The 18,139-nt window shown below is 67.0% G+C and carries 14 protein-coding genes and 1 tRNA gene; 2 read left to right on the forward strand and 13 right to left on the reverse strand.

The window, feature by feature from the left end; all coding sequences use genetic code 11:
* The first annotated feature begins 77 nt into the window (after positions 1-77).
* Positions 78-488, forward strand: coding sequence for a hypothetical protein (locus tag F6B43_RS07355; RefSeq protein ID WP_150448154.1), 411 nt, complete (start codon positions 78-80; stop codon positions 486-488).
* Between the two features lie 21 nt (positions 489-509).
* On the opposite strand, the gene F6B43_RS07360 is transcribed toward F6B43_RS07355, so the two are convergent.
* The 6 genes from F6B43_RS07360 to F6B43_RS07385 form a co-directional block, all read right to left on the reverse strand.
* Positions 510-2,087, reverse strand: a complete 1,578-nt coding sequence (locus F6B43_RS07360) for a cation:proton antiporter (RefSeq protein WP_150448155.1) — start codon at positions 2,085-2,087, stop codon at positions 510-512.
* Positions 2,088-2,164: 77 nt separating this feature from the next.
* Positions 2,165-2,797 carry a ScbR family autoregulator-binding transcription factor gene (locus tag F6B43_RS07365; protein ID WP_150448156.1) on the reverse strand — a complete coding sequence of 211 codons (633 nt, stop codon included), beginning with the start codon at positions 2,795-2,797 and terminating at the stop codon, positions 2,165-2,167.
* Positions 2,798-2,822: 25 nt separating this feature from the next.
* On the reverse strand, positions 2,823-3,665 hold the full coding sequence (locus F6B43_RS07370) for an AfsA-related hotdog domain-containing protein (RefSeq protein WP_170285586.1): 843 nt from the start codon (positions 3,663-3,665) through the stop codon (positions 2,823-2,825).
* A gap of 102 nt (positions 3,666-3,767) precedes the next feature.
* Positions 3,768-6,869 (reverse strand): S8 family peptidase, encoded by a 3,102-nt coding sequence (locus tag F6B43_RS07375; RefSeq protein WP_246159831.1) that lies wholly within the window; start codon positions 6,867-6,869, stop codon positions 3,768-3,770.
* A gap of 208 nt (positions 6,870-7,077) precedes the next feature.
* Positions 7,078-8,496, reverse strand: a complete 1,419-nt coding sequence (locus F6B43_RS07380) for a mechanosensitive ion channel domain-containing protein (protein ID WP_150448159.1) — start codon at positions 8,494-8,496, stop codon at positions 7,078-7,080.
* A gap of 2 nt (positions 8,497-8,498) precedes the next feature.
* Entirely contained in the window at positions 8,499-10,661 is a 2,163-nt protein-coding gene (locus F6B43_RS07385; protein WP_150448160.1) for an adenylate/guanylate cyclase domain-containing protein, read from the reverse strand.
* A gap of 192 nt (positions 10,662-10,853) precedes the next feature.
* Here F6B43_RS07385 and F6B43_RS07390 point away from each other — a divergent pair.
* Positions 10,854-10,929 (forward strand) — tRNA-Met (locus tag F6B43_RS07390).
* 168 nt (positions 10,930-11,097) lie between these two features.
* Here F6B43_RS07390 and F6B43_RS07395 read toward each other — a convergent pair.
* The 7 genes from F6B43_RS07395 to F6B43_RS07425 all read right to left on the reverse strand — a co-directional run bounded on the left by F6B43_RS07395 (position 11,098) and on the right by F6B43_RS07425 (position 18,139).
* Positions 11,098-11,661: an NADPH-dependent FMN reductase gene (locus tag F6B43_RS07395; RefSeq protein WP_150448161.1), complete on the reverse strand. Its 564-nt coding sequence runs from the start codon at positions 11,659-11,661 to the stop codon at positions 11,098-11,100.
* Between the two features lie 184 nt (positions 11,662-11,845).
* Complete coding sequence (locus F6B43_RS07400; protein ID WP_150448162.1) at positions 11,846-13,510, reverse strand: FAD-dependent oxidoreductase; 1,665 nt, start codon at positions 13,508-13,510, stop codon at positions 11,846-11,848.
* Positions 13,488-13,766, reverse strand: coding sequence for a UBP-type zinc finger domain-containing protein (locus F6B43_RS07405; RefSeq protein ID WP_150448163.1), 279 nt, complete (start codon positions 13,764-13,766; stop codon positions 13,488-13,490). Before F6B43_RS07405 ends, F6B43_RS07400 begins: the two co-directional genes overlap by 23 nt.
* Entirely contained in the window at positions 13,763-14,137 is a 375-nt protein-coding gene (gene trxA / locus F6B43_RS07410) for a thioredoxin (RefSeq protein ID WP_343030078.1), read from the reverse strand. The genes F6B43_RS07405 and trxA overlap by 4 nt, the downstream gene beginning before the upstream one ends.
* 122 nt (positions 14,138-14,259) lie before the next feature.
* Complete coding sequence (gene clpB / locus F6B43_RS07415) at positions 14,260-16,893, reverse strand: ATP-dependent chaperone ClpB (protein ID WP_150448165.1); 2,634 nt, start codon at positions 16,891-16,893, stop codon at positions 14,260-14,262.
* Positions 16,884-17,201: a chaperone modulator CbpM gene (locus F6B43_RS07420; protein WP_211368052.1), complete on the reverse strand. Its 318-nt coding sequence runs from the start codon at positions 17,199-17,201 to the stop codon at positions 16,884-16,886. Before F6B43_RS07420 ends, clpB begins: the two co-directional genes overlap by 10 nt.
* Positions 17,198-18,139 (reverse strand): DnaJ C-terminal domain-containing protein, encoded by a 942-nt coding sequence (locus F6B43_RS07425; protein ID WP_150448166.1) that lies wholly within the window; start codon positions 18,137-18,139, stop codon positions 17,198-17,200. Before F6B43_RS07425 ends, F6B43_RS07420 begins: the two co-directional genes overlap by 4 nt.

Below are 18,139 nucleotides of genomic sequence, written 5' to 3' on the forward strand. Positions count from 1 at the left end.
GTCCGATATCGACGGGAGCATTCTTCGGGCAATGCGCAGGTCCGCGGACTATCGTGTGGTCGATCAGAGGAGCAGACATGAACCGCACCGCCATCGCGCTCACCGGCGTCGTCCTGCTCCTGTCGCTCACTGGGTGCTCAGGAGGAACCGTGGCCGATCCCGTCGAATCCGCAAGCACCCGTCCGCCCTTCCAGACCACCACCCCCGGACCGATCCCCACCGCCACGGGCACGCCCGCAGAGCTTCCGACGGCCAAGTGGAACGCGATCATCGCCGACCTGGCCACGCGAGGCGTCAGCGGGTCGGCGCCCGAGATCGTCTCGGCGACCGCGACCACGTGGCAGAACGGTGCACTGGGCTGCCCGCAGCCGGGGCAGAGCTACACGCAGGCGCTCATCGACGGCATGCAGGTGATCATGTCTGTCGACGGCAAGACCTACGACTACCGCTTCGGCGCCGACGACACGCCCGTCCTCTGCGAGCGCTGAGGCTCTCGGGCGCACGAGGGCTCAGCCGGTCTCCTCGGGCTCGTGAGCGCTGAGCGATGTCTCCTCGGCATCGATCGCCTTGAGCGCGCTGACGATCGCCGGCTCCTGGTAGCGCCCCTCTTTGCGCGCGGTCAGCACGGCCTCGCGCTGGGCGCTGAGCATGATCCGCCGCAATCGGATCTGCGACTCGATCTGCGGCCAGGCGGCCTCGGGCTCGTATCCGTCGATGGTGTCGCCGAGGAACGCCGCATCCGCACGCAGCAGCTCGATCACTCGTGGCTCGTCCGCGGGGGTGACCGCCTCGTCGAGCCGGGTGATTCCCGCGCGACGGGCCTCGGCGAGAAGGAGCTTGAGCTCGACACGCTCCTGCTGCCGATTAGGCGGTGGCAGCTTGAGGGCACGGATGATCGTGGGCAGCGCGAGCCCCCCGATGAGGCTCGCGACCACGACGATGAACGCGAGAAACTGCAGGAAGGCGCGCTCCGGGGTGCTCTCGGGCAGGAGGAAGACGGCGGCCAGAGTGACGACTCCGCGCACGCTCGCGGACGCCACGGCCACCCCGTTGCCGTAGCTCCAGCTGCGTTCGCGAAGTCGCCGGGGGCCGTGCCGGTAGATCACCGTGGTGGCCATCACCCACGCGAATCGCGAAGCCACGAGCGCCAGGAGGATGCCCGCGACGATGAGGACCGTCGGCCACAGCCCCGGGCCGGCGTTCATCGCTCCCCCCAGGATTCCGGAGAGGTTCAGGCCGATGAACAGGAACACGGCGTTCTCGAGCAGGAACTGGATCGTGCGCCAATTGAGCCTCACCGTGACGCGCGACTCGGCGGATGCCACCGAGGGAGCGCGATATGCCATGTAGATACCGACGATGACCACCGCGATGACGCCTGACCCGTGCAGGACCTGGGCGACGAGGAACACCGCCCACGGCACGATCAGCACGAGGCTCGTATCGAGGACGGGTGCGCGCAAGTGCTGGCGCACGAGCGAGATGAGCCATCCGGCGCCGAGACCGACCCCGACACCGACGACGACCGCGATGAGGAAGTCGATGGGGATCCTGATCGGGTCGACCACGCTGACGATCGCCGCGATCGCCGCGTTCAGCGCGACCAGCGCGGTGGCGTCGTTGAGCAGGCTCTCGCCCTCGAGGATCGTGACGACCCGGCGAGGCAGGCCGACCCTCCCCGCGATCGCCGACACCGCGACGGCGTCGGTCGGGGCGACCACGGCCGCGAAGGCGAAGGCGGCCGCCACGGTGAGCGAGGGCACGAGCACCCAGGTGGTGAGCCCGACGGTCACCACGGTGAACGCGACCAGTCCCACCGAGAGCAGCAGGATGCTGTCGCGCCGCGCCCGGATGTCGATCAAGGATGTTCGGATCGCCGTGGCGAACAGCAGGGGCGGAAGGATCGCGTAGAGGATGACGTCGGGCTCGACGTGCACTCCGGGAACGCCCGGGATGAACGATGCGATCCCGCCCACCACGACCAGGGCGACAGGCGCGCTGAAGCCGACCCTTCCGACGAGCCCGGTAACGGTGACCGTCACCAGGACGAACGCGACCGACCAGGCGACGATCCCGACGGTATCCATTCAGCAAGTATTACCGGGTGTCGCGAACGGGAAGTCATACAGAAGCCGACACCCCTGCAGGCGTCCGCAGGCCCGAATCAGATCGTGGCCCCCGTGCCTCTCAGAATCCGCGCTGCTCCGGGGGCCTTTCTCGTGTCTGCGATGCCGTAGAGCAGCACGTCCCACATCAGCTGGACGCGGGCGATGAGTCGTTCCCGGGCTTGGACTGCGCCGCTGAGGATGTCGACTCCCACGAAGGCCGCGGTGAAGATGAATGCCACCTCGTCGGGATCGATGTGCCGGGCGAGTTCCCCGTTCGCGTCGGCTCTTCGGAGGAATTGCTCCGCAACGGAGAACCAGTGCGCGTAGGGGGTCGAGATATCCGGCAGCAGATCCGGGCGTTCGAGGATGAGGCGGACGCCGGCGGCCACCGGGTCGGACCCGATCAGGCGCGCCCAGTCGAGGCTGAGCTGGACCATGGACTCGAGCGCTTCGCCGGGTCGCTCGAGAGCCTCTTTCGAGATGGTGGTGGCGATGTCGCTCTGGCGCTGGATGAGGTTCGCCGCGAGCGCCTCCTTGCCGTCGAAGTTGAAGTACAGAGCGCCGGTCGTGACGCCCGCCAGCTGTGCGATGTCCGCCAGCCTGGCGGATTCGAAGCCTGCTCGTGCGAAGACCTCCCCCGCCGCTTCGATGAGCCGGTCTCGTGTCACCTGGGAGCGCTCTTGCTTCATCACTGCGCCCTCCCGTCGGACGGCGTCACGAGCTCGCCTCCGACGCGGCGAGGACGACGATCTCGGCCCGGCGTCGCCCGCCTTGGATCACGTCCACGGACACGCCCCTCGGGTCCTCTTCATCGAACGAGAGCCGCATGACGGCGGAGGGTTCCCACTCGACGATCCCGTCGAAGGTGGCCTCGAAACCGACGACACCGGCAGACTCGGTGAGTTTTCCTCGCACGCTGCTGAGGGCGGCGTCGATGAGCAGCATGGCGGGAATGTGGTCGGTCTGGTGGTCGCAGTACACCGCGTGCTCGTGGTCGACCTCCACCTGCGGCCACTCCGGGCGCACGTCGATCACTGCGTCGTCGCCATCGGCGTCCCTCGGCTTCCGGAGACTGTTGCTGAGAACCGCGGGCGCCATCGTCGACCTTCCTGTGGCGGTGGCGAACTGCTCGCCCTCATACACGAAGGCGGCTCGCGCAGCGATTGATCGGATCGGCCCGTCGGCGGAAGGGGTCACGTTCGCGTCGATCTTCATCGTCACCTCTGCAGGCAAGAGGCACGGCAACAGCGCACAGTCCAGGAAGACCGCGACGTCGTCGACCCTCACACGTGCGTCCGTGGGCACCCCCAGGTGACCGGTCACGATGACCAGGCACGCTTGGCGAAGAGTCTCGGCGACCAGCAACGGATTCAACGACACGGCGGGCTCCCCGAAGTACCAGTGCTTCCGGGGCCACTGCGCAGCCACGACATACGAGTCTTCTGCCACTCGTGCACTGTCGGTGACGAACACTTCGCCCACCGCCGACTTATGCACCAGTCCGCGATGCACGGTCCGAGCGAACGACAAATCTGGGCCGGTTGGATATATCAGCATCCACATACTCTAGACGGAGATGCCGCGTCCTTCGAGACTTTTCCCTCGCGCCGAGTGGCGCCCCCGAACGAGGGGACGCCACTCGGAACTCGGGTCAGCGACTCACTTCGCCTTGATCAGGATGGCCTCCCCCGAGCCGGACGCGTTGTCGAGCACGACGCTCATGACGCCGAGCGGCTTCTGAGCGGCGAAGGCCGCACCATTGACCGCGACGTCGACGTTCACCGAGCCGTTGCGCGGGACCTCCACGAACTGTCCGTTGGACAGTGCCGGCGACCACGGGTTGTAGACGGCGGATCCGGGCATGCTGTCCGATCCACCATCGACCACACCGAAGCTCTCGACGGAGTAGCTGAACGTGCCGGCGGCCGCGGTCAGGCCCAGGTCACTCGCGTTCACCGGCAGGATGATCGTGCTGCTGTCCGTCGGTGCGGTGGCCAGGTAACCCGCCGCGAACGTGTCGCCCGTGGCGTGATCGAAGAGGAACACTTCGCTCACCCCGTCGGCCGTCTGGGTGCGGACCTGGCCGCTGTCGGCGGCGAACACCGTCCAGTCGGTCGTGCCATCGCCGTTCGTGTCGAGGTTCACGTCGAACTCATTGGCTGCCGCGTTCGACCAGCGTTTGTGCGTGTTCACCGCGAAGGCGAGCAGCTTGTCACCCGGGACATCGAAGGACTGCACCCCGGCGGCTCGCAGATCGTAGCCCGAGTCGGTCAGTGTCTTGGGGACATCCCTGTCGTCACTCAGACCCCACGTGTAGAAGTCGGCCGTGCCGGCGAGCGCCCCGAGGGGGTTGCGCAGAGTGACCTTCTTCGTCTGGTCCTTGACGGTGGCGTTCGGCTTGAACCACGCCCCCGTGCTCGAGGCCGAGACGCGGCTGGTGGAACGAGGCACGAGCAGATACGGCACGCGGAGAGTCGAATCAGCCGACGACAGTACGACATCGCCCGAGAACTCGTAGAACGCGAACTGATCGGTCGTGCTCATCGACGTCCCGATGGTGCTCGCGGCGGCGCCGAGGGCGACGATGATCGTGCCTTTCCGGCCGGCGGGCACGGTGATCGAGCTGCGGCTCAGGAACACCTTCGCCTGCGCGGACTGCGGCGACGGCGCCGACGAGACGCTGTAGGTCACCGAGTGATTGCTCTTGTTCTCCACCGTGATCGTCTTCACCCCCGCGAAGCCCAGCGCCGACTCCTGGAAGCCGAAGCTCAGCGCAGACTCGCGCAGCCACCCGCTGTCGGTGCGGAACGCGTCACCGGTCGCCGTCACCTGCGTGGACACCGCCTGCGCGGCGTCGACCAGCCCCAGACCGCCTCGAGTCGGATTGACCGCGGCGACGCCCTCAGGGTCGGCCGTCGAGACGACGGCGGCCGAGATCTGCGAGGCCTTCCAGCCGGGGTGCGCCTGCACGGTCAGCGCGGCGACGCCGGCGACGTGGGGCGCGGCCATCGACGTGCCCGAGAGCACCTCGCTACCGGACCCCGTTCCGACGGCGGTCGAGCGGATCGAGACACCGGGGGCAGCGACATCCGGAGAGATCGCGCTGTCACCGCTGCGCGGCCCGCTCGAGGTGAAGTCGGCGTAGTCGCGGAAACTCGGGTTGTCGAGCTCCTTCGGAGTGATCGTGAGCGACTGCCCGACGGCGGCGGTGAGCGCCGGACCGGTCGAGCTCGTCACGCCGAGGAACGGGATCGTGACCGTGTACGGCGTGCCGTCGTCGGGGTTCGAGGTGATCGCGCCCTCGAACGGCGGCAGGCTGTCGACGTTGTTCACCATGATCACGGCCGCCGCACCGGCCTGCTGCCCGAAGATCGCCTTGGCCACCCGCGCACACGTGCCGCGGTCGACGACGGCGACCTGGTTCTGCCCCGGTACGATGCCTGCCGCGGTGAAGGCCGCAGCCGAGCATCCGAGCGCATTCGGTCCGGTCAGACGCACGATGGTCAGCGGGGGGATGCCGGTGAGGTCGGCGCCGTTCGCATTGATCGCGTCGACGGTGTTGCCGGCGAATGCGAGCGAGGCCCCGGGGAACTTGGCCGTGCTGTCGATGGCGGCGACCGAGATCACGCCGTCGCCGGAGGCCGGCGACCCTGTGATGTACGGGCTCGTGCCGGCATTGCCGGACGAGGCCACGACGACCACTCCTGCGCCGATCGCATTGGACGCGGCGACGGCGTCGGGCGTGTCGCCACGGCCGAAGTCCGAGCCGAGCGACATGTTGATGACGTCCATCCCGTTGGCCACGGCCCAGTCGATCGCCGGCACGACGACGTTCGTCGATCCGGTGCAGCCGAACACGCGGATGGCGTAGAGGTCGGCCTGCGGGGCGACACCGGGGCCGATGTCGAAGCTGCGCGACGGGGTCGAGGCGTCGTACGGACCGGTGTACGACGCGCCACCCGCCGCGACGCCGCTGCCGGCGGCGGTGCCGGCGACGTGGCTGCCGTGCCCCTCGCAGTCGAGCGGGTTCGGGTCGGGCTGGGGCGTGTTCGAGCCGGTGTAGTCGTCGCCGACCAGGTCGGTGCCGCCCTTGACGCGCGGCGCTGACGGACCGAAGAGCGCGGGGTCGGCGGGCTGTGTGGAGGTGGCCTTCGCGGCATCGAACGCGGCGACCGTGCCGGGCCCCGCGAAGTTCGCGTGCGTGTAGTCGATGCCCGTGTCGATGATCCCGATCTTGACGTTCTTGCCGGTGTACCCGGTGTTCTGCCACACCTGCGGCACACCGAGGAACGGCACAGAGGTGGCGTTCTCGATCGTGTGATTCGCGGCCGCATGCACGGCTACCACGTTCGGCTGCGCGGCAACCGCGTCGACCTTGTCGGCGGGGATGGATGCCTGGATCCCGTTGTAGGCCGACTGCATCGTCGCCTCGACGGTCCCGCCCTCGCTCGTGATCGTGTCGGCCACGGGTGCCTGCGCGTCGGCGAGGGTGTCTTTGATCGACGACTTCTCGGCGTCGCTCAGGTCGCGACCCTGCTGGGCCTCGACGACGGCGACCGGATCGCCCGACATCTCGACGACGACACTCACCGTGCCGTCGGCATTGACGCTCAACGGTTCTGCATCGCTGTACACCTCGCCCCGCGACGGCGCGGATTCGAAGCGTGCGGACGGGTCGGGAGTGGGAGTCGCGGCCCACGCCGCTGAAGCCGGGATCATGAGCGCCACGGCGCCCACGACAGCAAGAACACGACGGTACACAGCTACCTCTTTCGGGGGATGCGATGAGCACCGTATGAAGAGAGTTCGATGCTGCATATCAGCATACTGTTCTCGGCGGCGCCTTTACATGGCGACGCTAAGAGATCCGCACACGATCGTCAATAGGGTTGCACAGGAGCTTCCCAGCGTCTAAATAGGAGATTGTCAGCGACTCACCGCATAAAAGCTTGCGGTCGACGTGCCGCACTCAGCCGCGGAGAGTCCCCCGGACCACTCCGGCCTCCGCGAGGGCTTCGGCGGCGAGCTTGCGCTTGAGTTCGATCGACTCGCCGATCTCGGCCGCCAGCCGGGGCCGGGAACGCACGAGTTCGTCCACTGTGGCGAGCGGGACGACGAGGACCGTGAGCACGTCGGCCGCGATCGCGGTGGTCAGTGTGCGCTCGCGCGTGAGCGCGGTCTGCCCGACGTAGTCGCCCGGTTCCGCGGTGGCGAACTCGATCCTGCCGCCGCCGGCCTCGACGGCCAGGCGCACGTGGCCCTGGACGATGAAGCGGATCTCGGCCGGGATCACTCCTGTCGGCATGACGATCTCGCCGGCGCCGTAGCGTTCAAGACGCGAGCTCGCGAGCACCATCGCGCGCTCGGTCTCCCCCAGATGGAGGGTGGGCCCGACCACCTCGAGCGCGGCCTCGAGCCTGCCGGGCTCGGCGATCGGGTCTGTCGAATCGCCATCGAGCGCGAGACCCCTGCGGCGTGCCGCGTACCAGAGCCAGGCAAGATACAGGCTCATCGCGCGCTGCAGCTCGGACGGCCCGGCGATCGGAAGAGTCACGCTGTACGCCCCCGAGCCGGCGTACTCGGCCGAGGCACGCTCGCCGGGCACCCGCATCGGGAGCGAATCGGCGACCTCGATCAGCAGGGTGATGACCTCGTGCGGCGGATCGTCCGTCGTGAATTTGATCGCCGTCTCGGCGTAGAAGGGGCCGGTCGGCTGGCTCATGTTCGTGAACGATGCGGCGGACAGCGTCGAATTCGGCACGATCTGGATGCCGGAGCCCGTGTCGATGTGGCATGCACGCCAGTTCACCTCGATGACGCGGCCCTTGATGGAGCCGACCTCGAGCCAGTCGCCGATCTTGAACGGCTGCTCGAAGAGCAGCAGGAGTCCCGAGATGACGCCGCCGACCGCATTCTGCAGAGCGAGGCCGATGACGATCGACGTGACTCCGAGCGCGGCGATCAAGCCACCGACATCCGCTTCCCATACCCACTGGAACAGCAGAGCCAGACCGACGACGACGAGGATCAGACGTACGATCTCGACGAAGATCGACGGGATGCGCTCGCGCCACGACCCGACCTTCGCGTTCGCGAACAGGGCGACGTTGAAGGCCGAGAGCACCAGCAGGATCAGCAGGAATCCGAGGATCGTCGCGACCACGCGGGTCCACACCATGTCGGCCGGCGACTGTACGGCGAAAAGCAGCAGGGCGAACAGGGCCGCGACCGGGATCACCCAGTTGCGCAGCAGCTTGATCGGGCCCGCGACGGGGCTCCCCCGCCGAGTGAGAGCGCCGAGGATCTCGGTCAGGACCACCAGCAGTACCGGCACCCCGATGGCGACGATGATCGCCCAGGTGACCCAGGCGTCCGACAACCCCGCCATGGCTACTGCACCCTCCACACCGTCTGGGTCTTGCCCTGCAGCTCGACCGTACCGGCCTGAGTGAAGACCGTGGAGTCCTGCAGCCGGTCGCGCACCGATTCGCTCACGTAGATCCCCGGCTCACCCGTGACGCTGCGCACCCGGTAGGCGAGGCTCACCGCATCCCCCCACAGGTCGTACGCGAGACTCGTGCGCGCCACGAGACCGCTCGTCACCGTTCCGGTGTCGACACCCGCGCGCAGGTCGATATCGGCGCCGTGCTGGGCGTTGAAGCGCTCGACGACGCCGCGCATCTCCTTCGCGAAGTCCACCGCTCGCCGGACGTTGTCCACGCGCGGGATGATCAGCCCGGATGAGGCGAGGTACCCGCCTCGCAGGGCCCGCACCTTCTCCACGCCCGCCCTGGTCGCAGCTTCGTCGAAGCCGCGCATGAGGGCATTGAGCTGAACGGTCTCTTCTTCACCGTTCAGGTCGCGCGCGTGCTCGTCGAACCCGACCAGCTCGGCGAAGACGACCGAGACGTTGTCATGCTCCTCGGAGATCGTCTCCTCACCGCTGCGATACCGGTCGGCGACAGCCTCGGGCATGAGCGTGTGCATGAGCTTCTGGTTCTCGATCTGCTGTTCGTCGATGAGGTCCTGCTTGATCCGCAGGCTCGATGCCATGTCGTTGAACGCGAGGCCCAGGTCGCCGATCTCATCGCGCGATCCGCTGGGCACCTGCACCGCGAGGTCTCCGCCGGCGACGCGGCGCACAGCATCCACGAGCTTCTTGATCGGTCGCGTGAACACCTGAGCGAGGACGAGCGAGAGCAGGCTCACCACGAGCATGATCGCCAGCAGCGAGAGCAGGAGCGTACGCGTGAAGTCGACGACGGGCGCGAACGCCTCGGCGGTGTCGATGCGGGCGACGGCCACCCAGTTCAGCCCGTCCACGTCGATCGGACTGTAGGCGGTGATGTTCTCATTGCCGAGGTAGCCGGTCGATATCGAGGTGCCGGTCTCTCCCTTCAGCGCGTTCTCGACCGAGACGGTGTTGACCGGCTGGAGAAGCACCGTGCCGTTGACCTCGACGATGCGCTTGGCCACATCAGGCGGCGTGCCGTTCGCGATGGCGCGCTGCGCGTAGTCCTCCGGATCTTCGACGAGACCGCGAGAGATGCTGCGCATCAGGTGATCGGGGCCGACGAGATAGACCTCGCCGGTGTCGCCGAGCCCCTGCTCCTTCCAGCGGTTCTTGCCGGTCATGACGTCGTTGATCTTCGAGATCGGGATCTGTGCCGCGAGCACCCCCGTGATCGCGGTGTCGTTGCCGACCGGCGAGAGCACCCACAGCGCGGGTGCGTTGAGTGAGGGGATGTACCGCTCGAAGTCGGTCGTGATGACGGTCGACGTGCTGTTGGTCGCGATCGCCTCTTGATAGGCCTTGCCGAGCGCCGAGTCGCGGAACGGTCCGTCGACCACGTTCGTGCCGAGGTCGATGCCTTTGTAAGCCGAGTAGACGACATCGCCCTGCAGGTTGAAGAGGAGCAGGTCTTCATACCCGACCTGTTGCACGAGTCGCGTCAGGTAGTCGCCGTACTGCTCCGTCGCGGCCGAGTAGGGGGTGCCGTCGTTGCCGTCGTTGACGGCGAGCGCCTGATCGAAATCGGAGAACTGCGTCGTGAAGTGGTACTGCGCCCACCTGCCCGCGTTGGACGACGGAATGAAAGCCGTCGGGCTGTAGGCATTGCCCGTCCGCGCCTCGAGCTGCGGGTTGAACGTATCGGTGTAGTAGGCCTCGAGCTTCGCTTCCTCATCGGGCGACAGCTGCCGATTCTGCAGGTCGTCCCACCCGGCGTTGATCGCCCTCGACGCGGTCTGCGCGCTCAGGTTGCGAGAGTCGAGGGCGACGCCGTCCTGGATGCCTTTCATGGCCGACTCGAGCTCGCCTACGCGCAGCTCGCGGATCGTCGTGAGCTGATCGATGGCCGCCTCGCGCAGCGATTCGCGTCCATTCACGTAGCCGATGATGCCGACGATGACCGATGAGATCAGGCTCACCGACAGCAGCATGATCAGGAGCTTCGACTGGATGCTCAGCCCACCCCGGCGTCGCTTCTTCGGCGTCTTCGCCGGCGGACCGTCGATGCGCGGCAATTCGGTCGTCGATTCACTGACACTCACTACGTGGCCCCCCGGTACGTCGACTAGTCCCGGGCGTCACTCTAGCCACACCCGTTGCACCGTGGGTATCGCGCGTATGACGATTCGGGTACGAATGACGTTCGCAGAGGCCGACCGTCATACTCCGCCGCGCCGCGCAATGGGCGGAAATACGACGGCACAGCGCGTGTCAGGCGGTTAGCGTCGAGTCATCGCGGCGATCCGGGCGGTCCCGGGCTCCGGTTCATACCCGGGAGCGTTGCGGGTTCGACTCCCGCCGTCGCGTCCACTTCCGGTAAGCGGCGATCCCAGTGTTTATAAGGGATCGCGGCCCTTCGCGTATACGGCGAAAGCGGTTTTGCCCACATTTTGCCCACATCTTTCGAGGCGCGCTGCACTGTGATGTCTCACGACATCAGTGCCAGTCACCTATCAGCAGGTCAGGTGACGTCGGCTCCTACCGCGGCAACACGGTGAGCACACGCTGAATGTGATCGCGGAACTCGGCCATGAATGCACCGAGGAACTCCGCCGTTCGGGGGCTGAGCGAGCTGCCGTCCTCACCGAAGTCGTCAGCCGAGAACTGGATGTACGCTTCCGGGGCCGTCATCTGGCGAGCGTTGCAGAAGCTCAGTACCCCGCGCAGGCTCTGCTGCGCGACAGCGGTGCCGATCTGGCCGATCGAGGCGCCGATGACGGCGGCGGGGATGTGGTCGAACGAATTCTCTCCCCAGGGGCGAGATGCCCAATCGATGGCGTTCTTGAGACCTCCCGGGATGGAGCGGTTGTACTCCGGAGTGACGAACAGCACCGCATCCGTCGCGGCGATCGCATGCTTCAACGCCCGCGCCGCGGGCGGGTAGTCGGCGTCGTAGTCCTGGCTGTACAGCGGAAGCTCCCGGATGGGGATCTCTGTGAACTCCAGATCATCCGGCGCCACACTGATCAGCGCTTTCGCGACGATGCGGTTGATGGAGGTGGACGACAGGCTTCCCACGAAGTACCCGACGTTGTATGACATGACTGCTCCTCTCACATGACTTTTCTTGGACATTTCGACCCTGCGACCGCCGAACAGTACTCGCCAGGCGGACAGAACTGATTGGCGTATCGATCCTCGTCCCGCGATGCGAACTGTCCGAACGCGATGCAGCGAGGACTCGTACGGGAGACCCGCGAGTCGACGGCCGCCTCCACCGCCCAGCTCACCTCCGGCCAGCCTGGACGAGATGCTCGTAGACGAGGCGCACGGCGACAGCGCCCTCCCCCGCGGCGGATGCCACTCGCTTCACCGAACCACTGCGTACGTCCCCCACCGCGAAGACGCCCGCGCTGGAGGTCTCGAACATCACAGCGGCGCCCGTGCCCGCACCCGTCATCACGAACCCCCGTTCGTCGAGCGCGATCGCGCCAGTGAGCCATCGGGTGTGCGGCTCGGAGCCGATCAGTACGAAGAGAGCGGTCGCTGCATGAGAGCGGCGCTCGCCTGTCTTCAGGTCCTGGACGATCACCTCTTCAAGGCGCTGGTCACCCCGCAATTCGCAGACCTCGCAGTTTCGCCACACCTGCACACGGGGGTCCGCAGTGATCCGCTCCGCCAGGTAGCGCGACATGTCGCGGGTGAGGTCGTCGTGGCGGATCATGAGGGTGACGTCCGCCGCGGTGCGGGCCAAGAACAAGGCAGCCTGCCCGGCGGAGTTGCCACCGCCGACGATGACGACCGGGTCGCCGCGGCACAGGCGCGCTTCGAACTCGGTGGCCGCGTAGTAGACATGCGGTCCTTCGAACCGGTCCATTCCGGGGACGCTGAGGCGGCGGAACCGCACACCGGTCGCGAGCACCACCGTATGCGCCTCCACATGAGCCCCGTCGATCAGCCCCACGTCGAAATGGCCGTCGATGTGTTCGAGTGATTGAGCCTCGCCGGGGATCATGAAGGCGGCACCGAACTTGCGAGCCTGCACCACCGCTCGGTCGGCGAGCTCGCCGCCCGAGATGCCGGCAGGGAAGCCGAGGTAGTTTTCGATCTGAGACGAGGTCCCCGCTTGACCGCCGGTCGCAATCGCATCGAGCACGACCGTGGAAAGTCCCTCGGAGGCCGCCGCCACCGCCGCCGCGAGCCCGGCCGGCCCGGCGCCGACCACCAGAATGTCGACCGCATCGCGCGGCGCCGCGTCCTCCCGAAGGCCCAGGAGCTCAGCGAGCTCCGTGTTGCTGGGGTTGCGGAGGATGTTGTGTCCCTTCCAGATGACGATGGGGGTCTCGTCTGGTGAGATGTCGAATGCCTGCAGTGTGCTTTCGGCCTCTGCATCCTGTTCGAGATCCTCCCAGCGGTACGGGACGCGATTGCGGCTGGCGAAATCCCTCAATCTGCGAGTGTCGGCTGAATATCGTGAGCCGATGATCCGGAGTCCGATGCCGAGGTCGGCATGGATGTTGCGGCGGAGGATGAAGGCTCGCAGGATGAGGTCGCCGAGGGCCTGACTCTGGGTGACAGCCTCCTTGAGCCTGTCGTAGAGGATCTCCAAGACCTCGACGTCGGTCTGGGCGACGGCGGTGACGTAGACGGCCTGCCCGGTCAGCATCGACAGATCGCCCACGAATCGACCGCGCCCGTGTACGGCGATCACACGCGGCCCCTCCGGGTTGTCATCCTGGACGACCCGGACCTGTCCGTCCAGCACGACGAACAGACCGCAGTCCCGGTCCCCCTCGCAGAACAGCGTCGAGCCCTTGGCCAGCCGCTTGCGTTGACCGTACCGAGAGAGCAGCCCGATCTGCTCGTCGGCGAGCCGAGGATACGCACCGTACGTGTCGGGGGTCTCGGGCAGGTCGGAGAACTCCGCTTCAGACGAACTGCTCGTCGACATAGCACCACCTCCAGCTCTCCCCCGGCTCGATCGAACGCACGATCACGTGACCCGTCGTCGCGGCGTGAGCGCGCGCGTGGCGCATGGGGGACGAGTCGCAGCAGAGGACTTCGCCACAGGTGAGGCACTGCCGCAGGTGCACCCACGGGGTGCCGAGTCGCAAGCACTCCTCGCAGCCGTTGGCTCTGGGCGGCCCCACGGGTCGCACCAGGCGCAGGTGCGGGTCGTGGACCACCCCACCGGCGATCGCGGTCACAGCCCGTCCTCCCCGGCCGATGGGTTCTGCGCCCTGGTGGTCTCTGAATCCTCCGTAGGCAGGTGCTCGGTGACCCACGACCGCAGGACCTGCACGGGCGCGGCGCCGACCTGCTTGACGATCACCCTGCCGTGATGCATGAGAATCAGCGTCGGGATCGCCTGCACCTCGAACCGTCGGCTCACCTCCGGCGCCTCATCCGCGTTGACTTTGACGAGCTTCAGCCTTCCCGCGAGCTCTGTTGCCAACTGCTCCAGCGCAGGGCTGACCATCCGGCAGGGACCACACCACGGCGCCCACACGTCGACGAGCACCGGTACAGTCGCCTCATCCGCCACCGTGGTGAAATCCGCGTCGGACGTGTCGACCACCCAAGGAAGCGGGTTCTTGCAGTTTCCGCAGCGAGGTGTTCCTCGAGCCGCTGCGGGCGCCCGGTTCTTCGTGCCGCAATGCGGACACACCACGACCGTGGACGGGCCCTTCACCGTTGTGCTCATGCCGCTGCCTTCTGGTTGTCGGGTTGGCGGGGCGCGACGGTGAGTTCCCCGTCGACGACGTCGACCACGATGGTGGAGTCCTCTGGCAGGTCGCCGCGCAGAAGAGCGCGCGCCACGCGTGTCTCCACCTCACGGGAGATGAACCGCCGCAGAGGACGCGCGCCGTACGCCGGATCGAAGCCCTCTTCCGCCATGAACCGTCGAGACTGCTCGGTGGTCTCGAGCGTGATCCGTTGCTCGGCCAGCCGTTCGCGCAGTTCATTGAGCTGGAGATCGACGATGAGCTCGATCTCCGCGAAGGTCAGCGGCTTGAACACCACGATCTCGTCGATCCGATTCAGAAACTCGGGCCGGAAATGGGACCGCAGCGAGCTCATCACCATTGTGCGGGCCTCCGACGTCACCTCGCCGTTCGGGGTGACGCCCTCGAGCAGGTACTCCGACCCGATATTGGAGGTCATGATGATCACGGTGTTGCGGAAGTCGACGGTACGACCATGCGAATCGGTGAGTCGCCCGTCATCGAGCACCTGGAGCAGGATGTTGAAGACGTCGACGTGTGCCTTTTCGATCTCGTCGAGCAGGATCACCGCGTATTGCTTGCGTCGAACGGCCTCGGTGAGCTGGCCGCCTTCCTCGAAGCCGATGTACCCGGGTGGGGCTCCCACGAGGCGGCTCACGGTGTGCCGCTCCTGGTACTCGCTCATGTCGATGCGGATGATGTTCTCCTCGCTGTCGAAGAGGGCTTCCGCGAGCGCTTTGGCCAGCTCGGTCTTGCCGACGCCTGTCGGGCCGAGGAAGACGAACGAGCCGATGGGTCGGGTCGGGTTCTTGATGCCGGAGCGTGCCCGAACCACGGCGTCCGTGACCAGCTGCACCGCCTCGTCCTGCCCGATCACCCGCTCGTGGAGCACTTCGTCGAGCCGGAGGATCTTCGCCCGTTCGCCCTCCTGGAGGCGACTGACCGGGATGCCGGTCCACTGAGCCACGATCGAGGCGATCTCGTCGGCTGTCACGATCTCCCGGAGCAGACGTCTGGCGCCCTGCTTGGCCTCAAGACGTTCCTCGGCCGCCTGCAGCCGGCGCTCCAGTTCGGGCAGCTTGCCGTGACGCAGGCTCGCCGCCCTGTTCAGGTCGTACTCGCGCTCGGCCCGTTCGCTCTCCAAACGCACCTGCTCGATCTCCCGACGCAGCGCTTGCACCTCGCGCAGCGCCTGGCGCTCCGCTTCCCACTGGGCACGCATGGCGTCAGCCGCCGCCTTCAGATCGGCCAGTTCCTTCCGCAGCTCCTCGAGTCGACGTTGACTGGCCGGGTCGGTCTCCTGAGCCACCGCGGCATCCTCGATCTCGAGTCGCGTGACACGGCGGGTCAGCTCGTCCAACTCCGCCGGCATCGAGTCGATTTCGGTACGCAGCATCGCGCAGGCCTCGTCGACCAGGTCGATGGCCTTATCGGGGAGGAACCGCTCGGAGATGTACCGGTGGCTCAGGCTGACCGCGACCACGAGAGCGCCGTCGTTGATCTTGACACCGTGGAACACCTCGAATCGCTCCCGCAGGCCGCGGAGGATCGACAGGGCATCCTCTACGCTCGGCTCGTCGACCACCACTGGCTGAAACCGGCGCTCGAGGGCCGCATCCTTCTCGATGTGCGTGCGGTATTCGTCGAGCGTCGTGGCGCCGATCATGTGCAGCTCGCCGCGAGCGAGCATCGGCTTCAGCATCTGACCCGCGTCCATCGCACCTTCCGTCGCGCCCGCCCCGACCACGGTGTGCAGCTCGTCGACGAACAGCAGGATCCCCCCTTCGGCGGCTAGCACCTCGTTGAGGACGGCCTTCAGCCGCTCCTCGAATTCGCCGCGGTATTTCGCACCCGCGACGAGGGAGGCCATGTCCAGGGCGAAAACCGACTTGTCGCGCAGTCCCTCGGGCACGTCGCCGTTGTATATCCGCTGCGCCAGTCCTTCGACGATGGCGGTCTTCCCGACACCGGGCTCGCCGATCAACACCGGGTTGTTCTTGCTCTTGCGCGAGAGGATCTGGACGGTGCGACGGATCTCCGCGTCTCTGCCGATCACCGGCTCCAGGCGTCCGGCGGCCGCGTCTGCGACGAGATCGCGACCGTATTTGGCGAGGGCTTCGTAGGTTCCTTCCGGGGTGGCGGATGTGACCCGCTGCGACCCCCTCACCTCGGTCAGTGTCTTCAGAAACGAGTCACGGGTCACGCCGTGCTGCGCGAGAATCCGGCCGGCTGCCGAGCCGGAACCTTCGTCGAGGAGTGCGATCACGAGGTGCTCGACGGAAACGTAATCGTCCTTGAGCCTGCGGGCCTCCTGATCGGCAGCGTCGAGGACGCGATTGAGCCCCTGGGTCACGTACACCTTCCCGGGCTCGGCAGCCGAGCCTGTGACGCGCGGGCGCTTCCCGAGCTCTGCCTCCAGGTCTTCTCTCAGCCGGTCCACGTCCGCACCCGATCGGGCGAGCAGCGGCCGGACCAACCCTTCGTTCTGATCCAGCAGCGCCAGCAGCAGATGCGCGCCATCCACCTCCTGGTGGCCGAATCGGAGCGCTTTGGTCTGCGCGTCGTGCAGTGCTTCCTGCGACTTCTGGGTGAGTCTGTTCAGATCCATGGTGCGGTCCCCGTTCTGGAGCGGATCAGCCATCGTTTGCCTTCGAGCACATCGATCCGTGCGAGCAGGTCGATGACGAGCGCGACGGCGGCGTAGTTGAGCGAGAGATCGGCGTGGAGGCGCACGATCCGGCGCACCAGCTCGGGCGCGGTTGGGTCGAACCACCAGCGCCCCGCGCCGTCCGGACGGGCGGGTACGAGTCCGAGCTCGACGAATCGCCGGACGAGCTCAGGGTGGGTTCCCGACGCCGCGGCGACCATTCCGATGTCCATCCGCGGCGGGAGCACGGGAAGCAGAGGATTGGTCACGATGCGGACCTCGGATCGTAGGCGGATTCGCGCTTGAGCTGTTCGAAGAGCTCGCGTTCGCGGTCGGTGAGGCTGGGCGGGACCATGATCTTGACCCTCGCGAACAGATCGCCAGGCTTTCCTCCCTGCTGCGGCATGCCCTGCCCCTTCAACCGCAGTCGACGGCCACTGGACGAGCCTGCGGGGACCCGAACCGTGATCTGGCCGCCGGGCGCCCGAGCCGGGACGCTCGATCCCAGAGCGGCCTCCCACGGTGAGATCGGCAGATCGATCTCGATGTCTTTGCCGTCCAGCCTCTGGCGGCGGTCCGGACGCACACGGAACGTGATGACAAGGTCGCCGGCGCCGCCGTCGTCTCTCCCGGCGCCCCCGCCACCGGAGATGCGCATGCGCTGGCCGTCGAGAACACCCGCCGGGATCTGGACGTCGAAGGTCTGACGATCGCCATCCGGACCGGACACGACGATCGTCCGGGAGCCGCCGCGGAAAGCCTCGTCGAGGGTGAGTTCGATCTCGACCTGGTGATCCGTCCCCCGCGCCGAACCGAAGACATCGCCGAAGAGGTCGCCCCAGTCGACGGATGCTCCGCCGGGACCGGCCGCGCCCCGCGCGCTCGACCAGGTGAACCCGGACGGGCCAGGGCGGGTCCTCGCGCGGCCACCGCCTGCGCCTTCGCCCGCGCGGCTTCGCGATGCGTACTCGCGTTCGGCACCCGCGAACTGACGGAAATCCGCCCCGAACCTGTCGTATTGGGTCCGGGATTCCGGATCGGCCAGCACGTGGTAGGCCTCGCTGATCTGCTTGAACGTGTCTTCTGCACCGGCTCCCTTGTTCACGTCCGGGTGATACTTGCGGGCCAGCTTGCGGTAGGCGCGCTGGATCTCCTTGGCATCCGCCGACGGTGCGACGCCGAGCAGCTGGTAATAGTCGTCTGCCAC

This window comes from Microbacterium rhizomatis, from assembly GCF_008710745.1.
Lineage (GTDB): Bacteria > Actinomycetota > Actinomycetes > Actinomycetales > Microbacteriaceae > Microbacterium > Microbacterium rhizomatis.

What these genes read in the sequence shown, in the direction of transcription:
- F6B43_RS07355 (WP_150448154.1), top strand. Translation starts at nt 78, where the DNA reads ATGAACCGCACCGCCATCGCGCTCACCGGCGTCGTCCTGCTCCTGTCG.
- F6B43_RS07360 (WP_150448155.1), bottom strand. Translation starts at nt 2,087, where the DNA reads ATGGATACCGTCGGGATCGTCGCCTGGTCGGTCGCGTTCGTCCTGGTG.
- F6B43_RS07365 (WP_150448156.1), bottom strand. Translation starts at nt 2,797, where the DNA reads ATGAAGCAAGAGCGCTCCCAGGTGACACGAGACCGGCTCATCGAAGCG.
- F6B43_RS07370 (WP_170285586.1), bottom strand. Translation starts at nt 3,665, where the DNA reads ATGCTGATATATCCAACCGGCCCAGATTTGTCGTTCGCTCGGACCGTG.
- F6B43_RS07380 (WP_150448159.1), bottom strand. Translation starts at nt 8,496, where the DNA reads ATGGCGGGGTTGTCGGACGCCTGGGTCACCTGGGCGATCATCGTCGCC.
- F6B43_RS07395 (WP_150448161.1), bottom strand. Translation starts at nt 11,661, where the DNA reads ATGTCATACAACGTCGGGTACTTCGTGGGAAGCCTGTCGTCCACCTCC.
- F6B43_RS07400 (WP_150448162.1), bottom strand. Translation starts at nt 13,510, where the DNA reads ATGTCGACGAGCAGTTCGTCTGAAGCGGAGTTCTCCGACCTGCCCGAG.
- clpB (WP_150448165.1), bottom strand. Translation starts at nt 16,893, where the DNA reads ATGGATCTGAACAGACTCACCCAGAAGTCGCAGGAAGCACTGCACGAC.